The 18,214-nt window shown below is 65.1% G+C and carries 15 protein-coding genes; 7 read left to right on the top strand and 8 right to left on the bottom strand.

The annotated features are described in order from the left end of the window. Positions 1-20: 20 nt before the first annotated feature. On the bottom strand, positions 21-1,592 hold the full coding sequence (locus BDD18_RS00675) for a DNA-3-methyladenine glycosylase 2 family protein (RefSeq protein ID WP_142080809.1): 1,572 nt from the start codon (positions 1,590-1,592) through the stop codon (positions 21-23). 242 nt (positions 1,593-1,834) lie between these two features. Between BDD18_RS00675 and BDD18_RS00670 the strand changes: the two genes are divergently transcribed. Continuing rightward, on the top strand, positions 1,835-3,223 hold the full coding sequence (locus BDD18_RS00670) for a phosphomannomutase/phosphoglucomutase (RefSeq protein WP_066691026.1): 1,389 nt from the start codon (positions 1,835-1,837) through the stop codon (positions 3,221-3,223). Between the two features lie 135 nt (positions 3,224-3,358). Then, positions 3,359-4,729, top strand: a complete 1,371-nt coding sequence (locus tag BDD18_RS00665) for a 3-deoxy-D-manno-octulosonic acid transferase (protein ID WP_142080807.1) — start codon at positions 3,359-3,361, stop codon at positions 4,727-4,729. Between the two features lie 72 nt (positions 4,730-4,801). Here BDD18_RS00665 and BDD18_RS00660 read toward each other — a convergent pair whose 3' ends face one another. From BDD18_RS00660 to BDD18_RS00630, 7 genes are all read right to left on the bottom strand, one after another. Further along, positions 4,802-5,827 carry a BLUF domain-containing protein gene (locus BDD18_RS00660; protein ID WP_142080805.1) on the bottom strand — a complete coding sequence of 342 codons (1,026 nt, stop codon included), beginning with the start codon at positions 5,825-5,827 and terminating at the stop codon, positions 4,802-4,804. A gap of 125 nt (positions 5,828-5,952) precedes the next feature. Further along, the gene (locus BDD18_RS00655) at positions 5,953-7,332 is read right to left on the bottom strand and encodes a TolC family outer membrane protein (RefSeq protein ID WP_067512755.1); all 1,380 of its coding nucleotides are present in this window, start codon (positions 7,330-7,332) and stop codon (positions 5,953-5,955) included. A gap of 60 nt (positions 7,333-7,392) precedes the next feature. Continuing rightward, complete coding sequence (locus BDD18_RS00650; RefSeq protein WP_066691022.1) at positions 7,393-7,734, bottom strand: rhodanese-like domain-containing protein; 342 nt, start codon at positions 7,732-7,734, stop codon at positions 7,393-7,395. Positions 7,735-7,755: 21 nt separating this feature from the next. Then, a complete protein-coding gene (locus tag BDD18_RS00645) occupies positions 7,756-8,469 on the bottom strand; it encodes a protein-L-isoaspartate O-methyltransferase family protein (protein WP_066783935.1) in 714 nt (237 codons plus the stop codon). A gap of 25 nt (positions 8,470-8,494) precedes the next feature. Beyond that, positions 8,495-11,734 (bottom strand): efflux RND transporter permease subunit, encoded by a 3,240-nt coding sequence (locus tag BDD18_RS00640; RefSeq protein ID WP_142080803.1) that lies wholly within the window; start codon positions 11,732-11,734, stop codon positions 8,495-8,497. Between the two features lie 15 nt (positions 11,735-11,749). Beyond that, complete coding sequence (locus BDD18_RS00635; protein WP_066693139.1) at positions 11,750-12,940, bottom strand: efflux RND transporter periplasmic adaptor subunit; 1,191 nt, start codon at positions 12,938-12,940, stop codon at positions 11,750-11,752. Further along, positions 12,937-13,638, bottom strand: a complete 702-nt coding sequence (locus BDD18_RS00630; RefSeq protein WP_142080801.1) for a TetR/AcrR family transcriptional regulator — start codon at positions 13,636-13,638, stop codon at positions 12,937-12,939. The genes BDD18_RS00635 and BDD18_RS00630 overlap by 4 nt, the downstream gene beginning before the upstream one ends. Positions 13,639-13,806: 168 nt before the next feature. Between BDD18_RS00630 and msrA the strand changes: the two genes are divergently transcribed. The 5 genes from msrA (at position 13,807) to trxA (ending at position 18,170) form a co-directional block, all read left to right on the top strand. Beyond that, on the top strand, positions 13,807-14,343 hold the full coding sequence (gene msrA / locus BDD18_RS00625; protein ID WP_142080798.1) for a peptide-methionine (S)-S-oxide reductase MsrA: 537 nt from the start codon (positions 13,807-13,809) through the stop codon (positions 14,341-14,343). 228 nt (positions 14,344-14,571) lie between these two features. Then, complete coding sequence (locus BDD18_RS00620; RefSeq protein ID WP_142082453.1) at positions 14,572-14,997, top strand: Fur family transcriptional regulator; 426 nt, start codon at positions 14,572-14,574, stop codon at positions 14,995-14,997. Beyond that, positions 14,994-15,710 (top strand): ABC transporter ATP-binding protein, encoded by a 717-nt coding sequence (locus tag BDD18_RS00615; protein ID WP_142080796.1) that lies wholly within the window; start codon positions 14,994-14,996, stop codon positions 15,708-15,710. The genes BDD18_RS00620 and BDD18_RS00615 overlap by 4 nt, the downstream gene beginning before the upstream one ends. Before the next feature lie 139 nt (positions 15,711-15,849). Next, positions 15,850-17,181 carry an IS4 family transposase gene (locus tag BDD18_RS00610; RefSeq protein WP_125958944.1) on the top strand — a complete coding sequence of 444 codons (1,332 nt, stop codon included), beginning with the start codon at positions 15,850-15,852 and terminating at the stop codon, positions 17,179-17,181. A gap of 32 nt (positions 17,182-17,213) precedes the next feature. Continuing rightward, on the top strand, positions 17,214-18,170 hold the full coding sequence (trxA, locus tag BDD18_RS00605) for a thioredoxin (protein ID WP_142080794.1): 957 nt from the start codon (positions 17,214-17,216) through the stop codon (positions 18,168-18,170). Positions 18,171-18,214: the final 44 nt, after the last annotated feature.

Below are 18,214 nucleotides of genomic sequence, written 5' to 3'. Positions count from 1 at the left end.
ACGGCAGTAAGCGCTACCAGCTATTGATTTGATAGTGATTGCGATGCTGGCTGGGGATGTTCGGCCGCGGGCGCGGTTCCTTCCAGGGTGGCCCACGCGCGCACCACGGCGTAGCTGCGCCAGGGTTGCCAGCGCAAGGATGCCTCGGTTGCCGCCTTGGCTGGCTGCTTTTGGCCCTGCACGCCCAATGCCTTGTGCAACGCCACATCGCCCGCCACGAAGGCATCGGGCCAGCGCAGCACCCGCATGGCGATGTACTGCGCAGTCCAGTCGCCAATGCCGGGCAAGGCGCGCAGGGCCTGGGTGGTGGCCAGCACATCGGCGCTGCCGTCCAGCACCAGGCGGCCTTCGTCCACCGCACGGGCCAGCGCCACGATGGCCGCCTGGCGCTGGCGCACGATGCCCAGTTGCCCCAGCGCGTCGCCCTCGGCCCGCGCCAGCGCAGCGGCTGCGGGAAACAGCCGCTGCAGCTCGGGCCACGGGGTGTCGATGGGCTCGCCAAAGCGCTCCACCAGCCGCTGGCCCAGCGTGCGGGCGGCGGCCACGGTGATCTGCTGGCCCAGCACGGCGCGCACGGCCAGCTCCAGCCCATCCCAGGCGCCGGGCACGCGCAGGCCGTCGCCGTGTGGAAAGTCGCCATGCAGCACGGCGTTGATGGCGCCAGGGTCTGCGTCCAGGTCCAGCAGGCCGCGCACGCGCCGTATCACGGCGGGCAGCGCGGGGTAAAGGCTGTCGCTGGTTTGCAGCAGCACCTGGTGGCGGGGCAGGTCGAATTGCGCCTGGACCCAGCCGGTCAACACGCGCGAGCCTGCCGCTTCGTGGACTGTGAGCCGCACGGTGCGGCGCAGGCAGGGTGCCGCCCCATCGGCCTGGGCCCATTCCACCCCGGCAAACTGCCGCTTGGCAAAGAACGCCAGCAGGGCCTGGGCATCCAGCGGGGGGCGGTAAGCCAGGCGCAGTGTGCCGGTGGCACCCTCGCCAGCCACCGCGCCGCTGCGCCGCAGGGCCATGGGGCTCAAGCCGTAGTGCTGGGCAAACGCGGCGTTGAAGCGGCGTACGCTGCCAAAGCCACTGGCCAGCGCCACCTCGGTGACGGGCAAGGGGGTGTCGGTCAGCAGCTGCTTGGCCGTCAGCAACTGGCGGGTTTGCAGGTATTGCAGGGGCGATATGCCCAGTTGCGCCTCAAACAGGCGCCGCAGGTGCCGGTCGCTCACGCCCAGGCGTTCGGCCAGGGGGAGGGCGCCTTGCAGGGCATCGGGGGCATCCAGCAGGCGCAGGGCGTGCTGCACCAGCAAATGCCCGGCATCTTGTGTGGACCAGATGAGCGAGGCTGGAGACACCTCGGGCCTGCACCGCAGGCAGGGCCTGAAACCGGCTTTTTCCGCCTGGGCCGCCAGGTCAAAGAAGCGGCAGTTCTCGCGCTTGGGCGTGCGCACGGCACACACCGGGCGGCAATAGATGCCCGTGGAAGTGACGCCTGTGAAAAAGCGCCCGTCAAACCGTGCATCGCGTGCGCACAAGGCCATGTAGCGGCCTTCGTCCTGCTCGGTGGGCGGGGCAGCGGCGGTGCGGGCAAGGTGGGGCGCGGTCATGGGGCCATCATAGGCCGCAGGTGCGCAAACACTGGCCGTTTTCGGACATGTGCCTTGGGCGCTACGGGCGGGGGATTCGCTGGGGCTGGTGGGCGCGCCGGCGGCTTTCAGGGGCGGGCACTTGCGCCGCGCACCTACAATCCAGCGGTCTTTTGCCGGACATCACGGCCGCCCAGCTTCCGTGGTCGGCGTGATCGGTCAGGCCCTGGTTTCCCCGAACTTTTTCCTTGAAAGGCCCTTACGTGCAAACAACGCCCGCCATCTTCAAAGCCTATGACATTCGCGGCATCGTGCCCTCCACCCTGAACGAATCGGTGGCCCTGGGCCTGGGCCGGGCGTTTGGTACGGCGGCCCGTGCGCAGGGCGAGCGGGTGGTGGCGGTAGGGCGCGACGGGCGGCTGTCTGGCCCCGGTCTGGCTGCCGCCCTCATCCAGGGCCTGGTGGAGGCGGGCCTGGAAGTGATCGACGTGGGCATGGTCACGACGCCCATGCTGTACTTCGCGGCGCACACGCTGTGCACCAGCGGCATCCAGGTCACGGGCAGCCACAACCCCAAGGACTACAACGGCTTCAAGATGGTGCTGGCAGGCCGCGCCATTTATGGCGAGGAAATCCAGGCCCTGCGCCGCACCATGGAAGAAGAAAGCTGGCAACTTCAGCCCGGTGGCAGTGTGCGCCAGGCCGATGTGCTGAGTGCCTACCGCGAGCGCATCGTGAGTGACGTGAAACTGGCCCGCCCCATGAAGGTGGTGGTGGACTGCGGCAATGGCATTGCGGGTGCATCGGCCCCGGCCATCTTCCGCGCGCTGGGTTGCGAGGTGATTGAGCTGTTCTCGGAGGTGGATGGCAATTTCCCCAACCACCACCCCGACCCCAGCAAGCCAGAAAACCTGCGCGACCTGATCGCCGCCTTGCAGGCCAGCGATGCGGAACTGGGCCTGGCGTTTGACGGCGACGGCGACCGGCTGGGCATCGTCACGAAGGACGGCACCAACATCTTCCCCGACCGCCAGATGATGCTGTTTGCGCAAGATGTGCTCTCGCGCGTGCCCGGCGGTGAGATCGTTTTTGACGTGAAGTGCACCCAGCGCCTGGCGCCCGCCATTGCCCAGGCGGGTGGTGTGCCGGTGATGTTCAAGACCGGCCACTCGCTCATCAAGGCCCGCATGAAGGAAACCCACTCGCCGCTGGGCGGCGAGATGAGTGGACACATTTTCTTCAAGGAACGCTGGTTCGGTTTTGACGATGGCACCTACGCAGGTTGCCGGCTGCTCGAAATCCTGAGCCGCAGCGCAGACCCCAGCGCCGTGCTCAACGCTCTGCCCACCAGCCACTCAACACCCGAACTGAATGTGACCTGCGCCGAGGGCGAGCCGCACCGCCTCACGGCCGAGCTGCAAGCCCTGGCGACCAGCGCCTTTGCCGCACCTGCGCAGATCAACACCATCGACGGCCTGCGCGTGGATTGGCCCGATGGTTTCGGCCTGATCCGCGCCAGCAACACCACGCCCGTGCTGGTGCTGCGTTTCGAAGGCCATACGCCCGAAGCGCTGCACCGCATCGAGGCGGCCATGCTGGCCCTGCTGGAAAAGGTCAAGCCCGGTGCACAGATTGGCGCCGCCAGCCATTGACCTCGGCTGGGTCTCGTCTGCATACGGACGAGGCCACTCCGTGCGCCTTTTGCGTATGAACTCCATTTTTTCCCCGTCCCGGTCCAGCCGAGGATCTGCCCGGCGTTGGCTTTGGGTGCGTGAGGCCCTTGCACCATGAGCTTTGCCCGCGCGTTGTACAGCGCCATTACCTGGGGGGCTCAGCCTTTGCTGCGCCGCAAGTTGCGCCGCCGCGCGCGTGCGGAGCCCGGGTACGCCGTGGCCGTGCACGAGCGCTTTGGCCGCTATGCCCAGCCCTTGGACAGCCTGGTCGGGCACAGCGGCATGGATGCATTGGGCCGGTTTGTGTGGGTTCATGCCGTATCGCTGGGCGAAACGCGGGCGGCTGCCATCTTGCTGCGCGAGTTGCGCGCGCAAGTGCCGGGCATGCGCCTGCTGCTCACCCATGGCACTGCCACGGGCCGGGCAGAGGGCGAAAAGCTATTGCAGCCTGGCGATGTGCAGGTATGGCTGCCCTGGGACACGCCCGGCGCCGTGGCGCGCTTTCTGCGGCAGTTTCGCCCCGCCATCGGCGTGCTGATGGAGACGGAGGTCTGGCCGAATCTGATCGCTGCTTGCCAGCGCCGGGGCGTGCCCCTGGTGTTGGCCAACGCCCGCTTGAACGACAAGTCCTGGCGCAGCGCGCGGCGGCTGGCCCCTTTAGCGCTGCCGGCCTACCGGGCACTGACGGCCGTGTGGGCACAGTCGCAGGTGGATGCCGAGCGGCTGCAAGACCTGGGCGCCCCGGTGCGCGGGGTGTTTGGCAACCTGAAATTTGACGTGATACCCGAGCCGGCGCAAATCGAGATGGGCAAGCGCTGGCGCATGCTGGCGGGCCGCCCGGTCGTCATGCTGGCCAGCAGCCGCGAGGGCGAGGAAGCACTCTGGCTTGAATTTTTTAAGTCAAAACGCCCTGTAGGCCAATCAGATCAAGCGCAGGCTGCTTCTAAAAGCATAGCAAATATTTCGCAACCAGAGGTTCAATGGCTGATCGTTCCGCGCCACCCCAACCGGTTTGATGAAGTGGCGCAGCTGCTACAGGACGCTGGCCTGCGTGTGGCCCGTCGCAGTGCCTGGCAGGGGGATGTGCCCGCGGCTGCAGACGTGTGGCTGGGCGATTCGATGGGTGAGATGGCCGCCTATTACACGCTGGCCGATGTGGTGCTGCTGGGCGGCAGTTTTGCCCCCCTGGGCGGGCAAAACCTGATCGAGGCGGCCGCCTGCGGCTGCCCGGTGGTGGTGGGGCCGCACACCTTCAACTTTGCCGAAGCGACGGAACTGGCCTGTGAAGCAGGTGCCGCCTGGCGCACCCCTGGGCTGCCTGCTGCGGTAGACAAGGCGCTGGCCCTGGTGCAGCACCCGCACGACCTGCAGAAAGCCCGCGCCGCAGCCACTGCCTTTGCCCAGGCCCACCGGGGTGCTGCGCGCGCCACGGCCAGCCAGGTGGCTGATCTGCTGGGCGTTGCAGCTTCATCGGCCAAAGACTGAAGGTTGCTGGAGGTGCTGCGGCCGCACCGCAGTGCCAGCCTTGAGACGCCAACGTAGGTAAGTACGGCCCCCTCAGTGCGCCGCAGTACCTAAGCGATCGCCAAACGGTGCGTTGGTTGGGGCGGGGGGTGTGGTCTGCAGCATGGTGGCGATGGCAGCCCAGATGGGCTCGCCCGACAAAACAGACGCCCCCAATTCCGTGGTGGGCAGGCGCGCCTCGGCCGCGAGGGTGGCGAAATGCTGCGAAAGGTCGTCACTGAGCCTGGAGTTCACCAGCAACACCTGGGGGATGGAGTACAGCATCGCCGGATGCCGCATAGCGTGCTCGAGCAGCTGCAAGTCTTTGCTGGCGGCGTGGTTGCGGGTGAGCAGCACGGCCACTTCCACCTTGCTGAGCAGGGGGTATGACAAGGTGGAGTCCAGCAAATCCAGGGTGATGCCCACCATGCGCACGGCGCCCAGCGGGCCGGCCACCACATCGACGTAATCGATGGGGAACATGTCTACCTCCCTCCCGGTGCTGGAGGCCTTGAGGGTTTGCGGATGGCCGCGAAAGCGGGTTGCCACCTGGCTGAAGATGGGGTTGAACCACAGTAGCGAACTGCTGAATACCGCTACCTGCCGAACTTTGCGGCGCGGCTGCGCTGGCGCGCTGGGCTCGTGGGGGGCAGGCAATGCCGTGCTGGGCATGAGGAAGTACCGAAACAGGTCTGGTATGGCCGCCATGGAGTCCTGCGCGATGAACTGGTGCAAGCGCGCCAGGCGCTGCTGCATGTTTGTGGCGGGGGCAGGGCGCTCGACCACATTGGCGCTCCACTGGGCATAGCGCTGCCGCTTGATGGCCAACGACAGCAGCACGGTGGGGGGCGTGCTGCCCCAAAAGCTGCTGATGTGGTGCACCAGGCTTTGCACCGCAGACCGTTCACCTTCCACCAGATGCAGGTAGTACCCATCAGCCAACGCCAGTAACCCGGTCAGGCCGTGGCTTTGTGCAAGCGCCCGAGCCGACTGGATCAAGTTGCTCAGGGCCTTTGGCTGCGCAGCATCCGTTGGAACCTGGCCGTAGTAGCACACCAGGTAGAAAGGGTTCTTTGCCATGGATGCGAGGTGTTTTTGCGTAACGGTTCCCCGCGATTATGGGTGCCAAAGGCCCATGCAGGCCATAAGGCCTGTTAACAATGTTTTCGCGGGCCTGCCGCTGCCACGGCGGCAGGGCTGTCCGCTCAGGGCTGCTTGGCGGGGGCTAGCAGGCTGTTGATGCGTTGCACGTCTTCCAGGCCCAAGGTGCCTGCCGCCTGGCGCAGCTTGAGCGTGCCCAGCAGCACGTTGTAGCGGGCCTGGGCCAGGTCGCGCTTGGTCTGGTAGAGCTGGCTCTGAGCATTGAGCACGTCAATGTTGATGCGCACGCCCACCTGGTAGCCGAGCTTGTTGGCATCGAGCGCGCTCTGGCTGGAGGCTTCGGCCGCTTCCAGCGCCTGCACCTGGCCTTGGCCAGACTGCACGCCGAAGAAGGCCGAGCGTGTGGCCTGGGCCACATTGCGGCGGGCGGTTTCCAGATCGGCTTCGGCCTTGGTTTCCAGCGCCAGGGTTTCCTTCACGCGGTTTTGCACCGCAAAACCGGCAAACAGCGGCAGGTTGAGCGCCACGCCGATGCTGGCCACGCCGATGCTGGCCACGCCGATGCTGGCCACGTTGGTGCGGCTGTTCACGCCGGGGGCGGTCAGGGTGCCATTGGGGTTGCGCGTGATGTTATAGCCGGCCTGCAGGTCCACCGTGGGGCGGTGGCCGGTTTCGGCCTTTTTGGTTTCCAGGCGCGCAATGTCGAGTGCGATGGCGGCCTGCCGCACGCCGGGCTGCTGTGCCCGAGCGGTCTCGACCCAGTAATCCACGTTGGCTGGCTCGACCCGGGGCAGGGGCACAGGCTGGGCCAGTGGCACGGGCTGCGCGTTGGCCACGCCCACCAGTTGGTCGAGCGCCAGTTTTTTCACGCGCAGGTCGTTTTCAGCCGCAATTTCTTGCGCAATCACCAGGTCGTAGCGGGCCTGGGCTTCGCGCGAGTCAGTCACGGTGGAGGTGCCCACCTCGAAGTTGCGCTTGGCCGAGGCCAGTTGTTCAGACACTGCGGTTTTCTGGGCCTGCACGAAGGTCAGCGTGTCTTGCGCTGCTAGTACATCAAAGTAGGCCTGGCTTACGCGCACCAGCAGGTCCTGGGTCGCCGCGTCCAGTTGTGCCTGGGCCACGTCCACGCCGCGCTCGCCTTGTTCCACGGCAATGCGGTTGGCGGGGCGGTACAGCGGCTGCGATGCGTTCACGCCCAGCGTCTGGGTGTTGGCGGTGCGTTCCACGTCAGGGCGGCTGACGTCGGTTTGCGCGCGCGTCACCCCCGAGGTGAGGGCGGCGCTGGGGCGCAGCCCGGCCTGGGCCTGGTCAGCGCGGCGGGCGGCGGCTTCCAGCTGAGCGCGGGCGGCCTGCCAGGTGGTGTCATAAGTGCGGGCAGATTCCACCAGCTCCATGAGGCTCTGCGCGTGCACAGGCGCGCAGAGCAGGGCGCTCAAGGCGGCGCCGAGCGCCAGGGTCAGGTGAGTGGGCCGAAAAGCGGTCATGAAGGTCCTCAGAGTGTCTGCACAAAAGGGGTGGAAACTGCTGGCACCAGGGCCAAACCATCAGTAGCGGGGCACTGCGGGGTCGACTTCTGCCGACCAGGCATCGATGCCCCCTGAAATATTGGCCAAGTGTTCAAACCCGTGTTGCTCCAGGAAAGCCGCCACGTTCATGCTGCGCATGCCGTGGTGGCACAGGCAGGCAATGGGCTGGTCCTTGGGCAATTCGCCCAGGCGGGTGGGGATTTCTCCCATGGGGATGGCTCTGAGCTCAAACCCCTCGGCCCGCACACTGGCGGTTTGCAGTTCCCAGGGCTCACGCACGTCCAGTACCAGGGGCTGGGTGCCGGCGGCGTTGGCGGCAAACCAGGCAGCGAGTTGGGCTGGGCGGACGCGAGTGATCATGCAGAACTCCGAAGACAGGGTTTAGAACGAGAAGTTCGAGGGCTCGGGGAAGTTCACCAGGCGGGGGGCGATGGTGTCCCAGGGGGAAGTGGTTTCAAACCGGTCGCCCTTGCGCTGGGTCACGGTGAAGCGCATCACGGGCTCAGAGCCCACGATGGCGCCCAGGCGGCCGCCGTCGCGCAGCAGGGACAGCAGGTTTTGGGGCACTTGCGCGACCGAGCCGCTCAGCACGATCACATCAAAGGGGCCGTCTGGCACGGCATCACGGGCGCCGTCACCCTGGCGCACTTCGGCGTTCTGAATGCCAGCGTTGCGCAGGTTTTCACGGGCCATGCTGGCCAGCGTGGGGTTGATTTCGAGGGACACCACGCGCTCGGCCCGGTGGGCCAGCAGGGCCGCCATGTAGCCAGAGCCTGCGCCAATTTCCAGCACACGGTCGGTGGGCTGAACGCGCAGGTCTTGCAGGATGCGGGCTTCCACGCGGGGCTGCAGCATGGTGTGACCTTGGCGCACGGCCTCTTCCGCGTCGTTGCCCAGCAGGGGTACTTCGATGTCAGCGAATGCCAGGCTGCGGTAAGCGGCTGGCACAAAGTCTTCGCGGCGCACGACGGACAGCAGCTCCAGCACGTCGGCATCCAGCACGTTCCAGGGCCGGATCTGTTGCTCGATCATGTTGTAGCGGGCCTGGGCGACGGGGTCGCTGATGTTGGCGGACGTGTTCAGTGGCAAATTCATCGAAGGTCTCCAGTGGGAGTGCGGGTCAGGACAAACCCCGAATTTTAGATGGCCCAGACGTGCTGTGGCCGCGTCCCATCTTGCCAAGGGCCCAGCGCGCCAGGTCATCCATGTAGCAATACACCACGGGCACCACCACCAGCGTCAACAGCGAGGAGGTAATGACGCCCCCAATCACCGCCTGGCCCATGGGCGCGCGCTGCTCGGACCCTTCGGAAAGGGCAAACGCCAGGGGCACCATGCCGAAAATCATGGCCAGCGTGGTCATGAGGATGGGGCGCAGTCGCACGCGCGCAGCCAGCAGCAGGGCCTCGGCACGGGGCAGGCCGGGCACGGTCTGGCCTGCGTCATTGACATGCTCTTCGCGGGCGCGGATGGCGAAGTCCACCAGCAGGATGGCATTTTTGGTGACCAGGCCCATCAGCATCACCACGCCGATGATGGAGAACATGGAAAGCGTGGAGCGGAACATGAGCAGCGCCAGCACCACCCCGATGAGCGTGAGGGGCAGCGAGGTCATGAGAGCGAGTGGCTGCAAGAAACTCTTGAACTGGCTGGCCAGAATCATGTAGATGAAGATGATGGCCATGACCAGGGCCGAGATGGCGTAGCCAAACGACTCGGCCATGTTCTTGGTGGAGCCACCAAACTGGTAGCGGTAGCCTGGGGGGAAGACTACGCTGTCAAGCGCCTTGTGGATGTCTGCCGACACCTCGCCGGCAGAGCGTTGTGCCACGTTGGCATTCACGGCCACCTCGCGCGTCAGGTCCCGCCGGTTGATCTGGTTGGCGCCGGTGGATTCGCTCACCTGGGCCACCTGGTTCAACCGCACGATCCGCGTGGTGCCATCGGCAGCGCTCAGGGCGAAGGGCAGGCGTTCCAGGTCTTGCGGAGCGGTGCGCGACTCAGGTGCCAGGCGCACGTTGACGTCGTAAGTCTGGTCATCGGGCGCGCGCCAGTTGCCCACCGTGGTGCCTGCCACCAGCGTGCGCAGCGACGTGGCCATTTGCGCCACGGAAAGGCCCAGGTCCGAAGCCACATCGCGCTTGACCTCCAGGGCGATCACGGGCTTGTCGGGCTTGGCGCTGCTGTCCAGGTCCACCAGGCCGGGGACGTGGCGGATTTTTTCGCTCACCTCGGCCGTCAGGCGCTCCAGTTCCCGAAGGTCTGGCCCCTGCAGCGAGAACTCAATCTGCTTTTGCCCGCCCACTGGGTCCAGCAGCCCCACGTGGGTGACGGTAATGCCGGGCACGCGCTGCAGGCGTTCGCGCAGCACGGTGGACATCGCGTCCACACTGCGGCTGCGGTCCTTGCGGTCCACCAGGCGCACGTAGATGCTGGCGTACATCTTCCCTTGGGCCGTGCCTGTGTTGATGGTGGCCAGCGTGTAGCGCACTTCCGGCAGCTCGCGCAAGATGCCTTCCACCTGCTTCGCCTTGGCCTCGGTGGCCTCCAGCGAGGAGCCCACGGGGGTGTAGAAATTGACGGTGGTCTCGGAAAAGTCGGCTTTGGGCACGAACTCGGTGCCCAGCAGCGGCACCATGAAAATGCTCAGAACGAAGATGCCCAGCGCAATGAACAGCGTGGCCAGCTTGTGTACCAGCGACCAGCGCAGGATGCGCTGGTAGCCCTCGGCCAGTGAATCGGTCGCGCGGTCAAACCAGCCGGTGACCCGGCCAATGGTCTTGTCGTAGAAGGTGACAGGCTCGGTGCGCTGGCCATGAGCGTGGATGCTCGGGTCGTGCCAGACGCTGGAGAGCATGGGGTCGAGCGTGAAGCTCACGAACATCGAGATCATCACCGCGGCCACGATGGTGATGCCGAACTCGTGGAAGAACTTGCCAATGATGCCGCCCATGAAGCCAATCGGCATGAACACTGCCACGATGGACAGGGTGGTGGCCAGCACCGCTAGGCCAATTTCCTGTGTGCCGTCCATGGCTGCCGCGTAAGCGCCTTTGCCCATCTGCACATGGCGCACGATGTTTTCGCGCACCACAATGGCATCGTCGATCAGAAGGCCCACACACAGGCTCAGCGCCATCAGCGTGATCATGTTGATGGTGAAGCCAAACATGTTCATGAACAGGAAGGTGCCGATCAGTGCAATCGGCAGCGTCAGCCCCGTGATCACCGTGGAGCGCCAGGAGTTCAGGAACAGGAACACGATGAGCACCGTGAGTACGGCGCCCTCGATCAGGGTCTGGCGCACATTCGTCACCGCCACGCGGATGGGGCGGGAGCTGTCGCTGATCACTTCCAGCCGCACGCCTGGTGGCAGTAGCTTGCGGATGTCCACCACGGCAGCGTTCAGGCCATCCACCACTTCAATGGTGTTGTCGCCTTGTGCTTTTTGCACCGACAGCAGCAGCGTGCGCTGGCCGTTGTAGAGAGCGAGGCTTTCCACCTCCTGCGCGCCATCGTTCACCCGCGCCACCTGGTCAAGGCGGATGGGCGCACTGGGCCCCACCTGGCCTGCCGACGCAGCACCCTTGCGAGCCACGATGATGCGGCCAAAGTCTTCGGGGCGCTGCATGCGGGCATCGATCTGCACCACGCGTTCCTGGGCCAGCGAGCGGATGGCGCCCACGGGCAGGTCCTGGTTTTCGTTGCGCACGGCAGAAACCACCTGCTCGGGCGTGACGCCGTAGGTCTCCAGCGCCTGCGGGTTCAGGTAGATGTTGATTTCGCGCTTGGTGGCGCCCACCAGGTTCACCGCGCCCACACCGCGCACGTTTTCCAGGCGTTTTTTCAGCACCTGCTCGGCCCAGGTCGTCAGCTCCACAGCGGAAGGCGCTGCCGTATTGGCGTTTGCACTGGCTTGCTCATCGGGCAGCACGGCGAGGGACCACACGGGGCGGCTGGCCGGGTCAAAGCGCAGAACCCGGGGCTCTTTCACCTCGGTGCGCAGGTTGGGGCGCACGGTGGCCACTTTCTCGCGCACATCTTCGGCGGCCTTGCGTCCGTCAATGTGCAGCTGGAACTCGATGATCACTACCGCTGTGCCCTCGTAGCTGCGCGAGGTAAGGGCGTTGATGCCTGCGATGGAGTTGACGCCTTCTTCAATCTTCTTGGTGACTTCGCTCTCGACAATCTCGGGGGAGGCGCCCGGGTAGTCCACCGTCACGACCACCACCGGGAAGTCGATGTTGGGAAACTGATCGACCTTGAGGCGTTGGTAAGAAAACAGGCCCAGCACCACGATGGCAAGCATCACCATCGTGGCAAACACCGGGTTCTTCAGGCTGACTTGGGTGAACCACATACCTGAGGCCTGCGGTTACTGGGCCGCACCAGAAGCGGGCAGGGCGGGCGCTGACGGCATTGCGGGTGCCGCCACCTGTGCAGCCGGTGCAGCCACCGCCGTGCCTTCGCGCAATGTTCCCAGCCGCCCCGCCACCACCGCGGTGCCTGCGGGCACGCCTTCAATGGCCACGAGCGTCTGTCCCTGTACCACGGCGCGCATGCCTGGGGTGACGGGCAGGTGTGCGATGCGGCCATTCTGAACGGCCTGCACATAGGGGCGAGGCTTGTCGGTGCGCACGGCATCCAGCTCTACCGCCAGTACCTGCGTCTGGCCGGTGCTCAGCAAGCCCTGCACAAACATCCCCTGGCGCAACTGCGATGCTGATGCGGTATCCACGCGCAGGTACACCGGCACCGTGCGGCTGCCACCCTGTGCACTGGGGTTGATGCGAACCACGGTGGCGGTCACGTCCTGGCTGGATCCTTCGAGCTGAAGCCGCGCCTTCTGGCCGACGCGCACGGGCAGCGAATCTGCGGGGCTGAGCAGGGCTTCCAGCTCCAGACGGCTGGGGTCTACCACCTCCAGCACACGCCCATCGACCCCCACACGCTCGCCCGGTTGCGCCAGTCGCTGCGCCACCTGCCCAGAAATGGGGCTGCGCAGCACCGTGTCGTCCAGCGCCTTGCGCGCCACGTCAGCGGCAGCGCGGGCTGCCTGGTAGGTAGCTTGCGCCGCTTGCAGGCTGGCTTGCGAATTGACGAGTGCGGTGGCAGAGATAAAGCCCTGGTCTACCAGGGCTTTGTTGTTGTCCAGCTGGCGCTGGTTGATGTCTACCTGCGCCTTGGCAGCATCGGCCTGCTGCTGGGCCTGGCGCAGGCGTGCCTGGGCTTCGGTGGGGTCAATGCGCGCCACCACCTGGCCAGCGCGCACGCTGTCGCCCTCGCGCAGCGTGAGGCTTTGAATCTCTCCCGCCACCCGCGCCTTGATCATGGCCGAATCCACTGCGCGCAGCGCGCCCGAGATGGGAACGCCCAGCTCCAGAGTGCGTTGCTGCACCGTGATCATCTCGCCTTCGGCCAGTTGCAGCGGCGCTTGCTCCCGTGAAGTGGTGGCTTCAGCCAGCGCCTGTTTTTCCACTTGCCGTGCGGCCAGCGTGCGCCACACGCCCCAGCCCATCAGCACAACAACCAAGCCGAGGGCCGTCCAGGTGATCCAGCGTTTCATGGGTTTTGAGAGGGTGGGGGTGTTGCACCAGCGGCAGGGCGAACGCACAGGCCGTGGAGGATGTTGTCGATCTGCGTGCGGATGTACTGCTCGGGGGTGAAGACTTCGTCGGGCAAAGAGCAAGGGCCCATGGAGTTGTTCCACAGCATGAGGAACATCATGGGCGCCAGCACGATGTAGGTGCCGTATTCAAGATCCATTTGGCGAAACTCTCCCCGCTCCATACCGCGTTGCAGGATGCGCCGGATGAGCGCGCGGCCGGGCAGGATCACCTCTTGCTGGTAGAACTGCGCAATCTCCGGGAAGTTCTGCGCCTCGCTGAACATCAGCTTGGTGATGCCAGACGCCTTGGTGGCGCCAATGCGCTCCCACCACACCTGGTAGCAGTAGGTCAGCACTTCGCTGGTGTTGCCCACGAACGATTCCAGCGCGTTGTTCCATTCAGTAAAGCGGCCGACGATGTTCTCGCGCACCACGGCCTTGAACAGCTCTTCCTTGCTGGGGAAGTACAGAAACAGCGTGCCCTTGGAGACCCCCGCACGCGCAGCGACATCGTCCACCCGCGTGGCGGCAAAGCCTTTTTCCACGAACAGGTCCAGCGCCGCTTCCAGTAATTCGCCGGGGCGCGCTTCTTTGCGCCGGCTGCGCTTGGGGGCCGCTTCGTTGGTCAAGGGGTTGTGGGGTGTGTTTTGTGACATTGTTACTGACTGACTGGTTAGTAATGTAGCAACCAGACCTCTGGCAGTCAATGCGCTGGGACAAGCAGTGCTGCCTGGCGAGTCCGTTGTCGTGGGGCGCAGGTCAATTGCACTCGCCCCAAGGGTTATGGTCGCGCGGAATAATGGGCCGCAAAGGAATCAACACCCATGAACTTGCAAACCATCACTTTGGGCGGCGGCTGCTTCTGGTGCACCGAGGCGGTGTTTGACCGTGTGCGCGGCATTACCGACGTGGAAAGTGGCTACACCAATGGCCACACCGTCAATCCCACTTACGAGCAGATCTGCCAGGGCGACACAGGCCATGCCGAGGTAGTGCGCCTGACGTTTGATGCTGACGAAATCAGCCTGGAGGAGATCCTGGAAATCTTCTTCCATACCCACGACCCGACCACCCTGAACCGCCAGGGCAACGATGTGGGCACGCAGTACCGCAGCGGCATCTACTACGACCAGCCCGAGCATGGCGAAGTGGCCAACGCCATGATCCGCCAGATGTCGCAAGACAAGCTGTTCAGCGCCCCCATCACCACCGAAGTGGCGCAGCTTTCCAACTACAGCACGGCCGAGGCCTATCACCAGGATTACTTTGCGAACCACCCTCACGCCGGGTACTGCGCATTTGTGGTGGGCCCCAAGGTCGAGAAATTCCGCAAGACGTTTGCGCGCTATCTGAAAGGCTGAGGTCGTTCAGGTTTTGCGCAGGCGGAGCGCAGAACAACCGGCCGCCGAGACTCATGTCCTGCAGTGGGGGGGGTATGGGCCGCGCGCAAAGGGGCTTGTGGTCAGTGGGTTGTGCATAATGCAATCCATTTGCGTTAAATGCCGCTCGAATGGGCGCTGCAATCCACCATGCCTTCCACCGCCAACTCCTCTAGTGACCAGCCCCTGGCCTGGGCTTTGCCGCCGGGCATGCGCGCCACCCGGGCCACCCGGGCGCTGGAGCGGCTGTACCACGAGCGCCCCCACGCCGCCTTGTCGGAGGCCGAGGTGGAAGCCGCCCTGGCCGCTGCGGGCGCCCCGGTCAATCGCGTCACGGTGTACCGCATGCTCGACCGCTTTGCCGCTGCAGGCCTGCTGCACAAGCAGGTCGATGCCGCGCGTGTGATGCGCTATGCGCTGGCACCGCAGGGGGAAGAGGGCGCAGCCCCTCGCTTTGAGTGCGACGACTGCCACCAGCAGTTTCGCCTGTCGCAAAGCGCAGCGCCAGTGCAGTCGGCCCTGCAAGAAGTGCTGCAGGCGCTGGCCTCGGCCGGGCACGAGGGGCTGGCGGTAGACATTGCGGTGCGTGGCCGTTGCGCGGGCTGTGCCCACCCCACCAACGAGGCCGCCGCATGATCCGCACCCGGGGCCTGGCCTACCGCTATGGCGCGGGGCCACAGTTGCAGTTTGCCGATGTAGATCTGCCGCAGGGCGGCACCTTGCTGCTGCAGGGGCGATCGGGCGCGGGCAAATCCACCTGGCTGGCGCTGGTGGCGGGGCTTCGGGCTGCCACGGGCGGTGATCTGTTTGTGGCGGGTATTCAGCTGGGCACCCAGCGCGGGGCTGAGCTGGACGCCTGGCGTGCGCGCTGCATTGGCTTTTTGCCGCAAAAGCTGCATTTGAGCAGCGCCCTCACGGTGGCCGACAACCTGGCCCTGGCCTACTTTGCCGCAGGCCGCCCGCGCGACGATGCCGCCATTGCCCAGGCCCTGGCCCAGGTGGGCGTGGCCGAACTGGCCGGGCGCAAACCGCACCAGCTCTCGGGCGGGCAGGCGCAGCGCGTGGCCTTGGCCCGCGCCGTACTGCTGCAGCCAGAGCTGCTGCTGGCCGACGAGCCCACGGCCAGCCTTGACGACGAAGCCGCTGCCGATGCCCTGGCCCTGTTGCAAACCAGCGCCGCCACCTGCGGCGCCAGCCTGGTCATTGCCACCCATGACCAGCGCGTGGTGCAGGCGCTGGCGGGCGTGCCGCGCTTGCAGCGGCTGGACCTGAATGCAAACCCTGCCCAGGCCCCGGGTGGAAGTGATTTGAACCAAATGGGCACCCAGCGCCCTGCAGATAAGCGGTAGTAGCTATGAAAAATATAGCAAAAACGGCCGCATTGGCACAATGCCAGTAAGTTAAGCAAAGGCCCTTCGGGGTCTTTGTTGTTTGTACAGTGCAGGCTTGATCAATTGAGCTTTGGCCATAGAGGTCAAGCGATAGCCAATGCTGCTGCAAGAGTACCTGAACGATACCCATGAGTTTGCGAGCCCCGAACAATGGGGTGTCGTTCAAAGCAACATACCCCAGCAGTGGATTGAACAGGCCTTGCAGATGACGGGTGTAGCCACGCTGCGCAAGCGGCGACTGCCCATGGAGCAGGCACTTTGGCTGGTATTGGGTGTGGCCTTGCTTAGAGACCGCTCCATCGTGAACGTGGCCGAGGTACTGGAGCTGGCACTGCCTGGGCAGCACAATGAACCCATCAGCTCCAGCGCGCTGAGCCAGGCGCGCCAACGGCTGGGCAGTGAGCCCCTGCAATGGCTGTTTCGCCACACTGCTGCCCATTGGGCGCACCAGCAGGCCGCTCGCCACCGCTGGCAAGGCTTGGCGCTGTACGCATTGGATGGCGTGGTCTGGCGTACCCCCGACACACAAGACAACCGCCAGCACTTTGGTTGCCAGCGCAACCACGCAGACCACCAAAGTCCCTTCCCCCTGGTGCGCATGGCCTGCTTGCTCGATGCCAGAGCTCGTTTATTGGTAGATGCCAGCCTGGATGCCTACGACACCAGTGAGTACGCATTGGCTGAACGCTTGTGGCCGAAGTTGCCGCCTGACTCGCTGGTGATTGTGGACAAAGGGTTTTACTCGGCAAGTCTGCTGTGGCCGCTGCAACACCGCCAGGGACGTCACTGGCTGATCCCTGCGCGTGCCGGACTCAGGGGCGAGGTGGTGCAAACGCATGGCCCTGGCGATGTGAGCTTGCGCATGAAGGTCTCGCCCCAAGCTCGCAAGAAAGACCCCGGCTTGCCGCTCACGTGGGAGGTGCGCGCCATCACCCGTGAACTCGATGGCAAACCCAGAACCTTGTTCACGTCCCTGATGGATCCGGCACGCTACAAGGCCGAGGAGGTGTTCGCGCTGTACCACGAACGCTGGGAGATTGAGCTGGCCTATGGAGAGATGAAGACGGACATGCTGGGCCAGGCGATGACGTTGCGCAGCCAGCAACCCGATGGGGTCAAGCAAGAGCTGTGGGCAACCTTGTTGATGTACAACCTGATCCGCTTGGAGATCACGCGCATCGCAGACGAGGCCAAAGTGCAGCCCTGTCGCATCAGCTTCATCACGGCGCTGCGCTACATCGTGGATGAGTGGCTGTGGAGTTCAGGATCACACACCCCTGGGGCCATCCCGGCCAAGCTTGCGGCCATGAGAAAGAACATCCGCCGCTTCGTGCTGCCGCCTCGCAGATCCCACAGGCGGTATCCGCGTGAGGTTCGTATGACCAAGACCCAGTATCCCGTCAAAAAAATGCCGCTCAGACTTAACTGAGCGGCATTGCCCTGCCGGCCCGCTTTTTGCCCATGATCGACATCACCGTAGAGAATTTTGAAACCGAGGTGGTTGCCGCCTCGATGACCGTGCCCGTGCTGGTGGACTTCTGGGCGCCTTGGTGCGGCCCCTGCAAGTCGCTGGGCCCGGTGCTGGAAAAGCTCGAAGTGGAATACGCCGGCCGCTTCAAGCTGGCCAAGATCGACTCGGACCAGCAGCAGCAACTGGCGGGCATGTTCGGCATCCGCAGCATTCCCACCTGCGTGCTGCTCAAGAACGGCCAGCCCGTGGACGGATTCATGGGCGCACAACCCGAGGGCCAGGTGCGGGCCTTCCTCGACAAGCATGTGCCCAGCGAGGGTGCGCTGGAGGCCGAGGCCGATGTGGACGAGGCCCACGAACTGCTGGAGTCTGGCGACACCCAGGCGGCGCTTTCCAAGATGGCTGATGCCCTGGCCGCAGACCCCACCAACGACGACGCCCGCTTTGACTACGTGCGCCTGCTGATTGCCACCGGCGGCTACGAAGAGGCCGACGCCCTGCTGCAGGAACCCCTCAAGCGCATTCCCCAGCCGCTGCGCTTCGATGCGCTGTGGCGCTGGCTCGATGCCCTGCAGTTCGTGCAGAACGATGACCGGGGCAACTGGCCGCTGGAGCAATTTGACGCCCTGATTGCCCAGAACAAGCGCGACTTCGACACCCGCTTTGCCAAGGCCCGCGTGCTCATGGCCGAGGGCGAATGGGCGGCGGCCATGGAAGAGCTGCTGGAAATCATCATGCGCGACAAGACCTGGAACGCCGAGGCGCCGCGCAAGACCTATGTGGCCATTCTGGAGCTGCTCACTCCGCCCCAGCCCAAGCCTGACCCCACCGCGGCTGGCAAAACGGCTGCAGGCATTGAACTGGTGGGCAAAACCACCGTGGAGCAGGACGAAACCACGGCCATGCTCAACGCCTACCGTCGCAAGCTCAGCATGGCGCTGAACTGAGCCCCTGCGGTCTGGCCCGCGCGCTCACAAAAAAAGGAGGCATC

Origin of the sequence: Acidovorax temperans, from assembly GCF_006716905.1 — a bacterium.
Lineage (GTDB): Bacteria > Pseudomonadota > Gammaproteobacteria > Burkholderiales > Burkholderiaceae_C > Acidovorax > Acidovorax temperans.
Note: the sequence above shows the minus strand (reverse complement) of the source record. Positions and strands in the feature narration are given on the sequence as shown.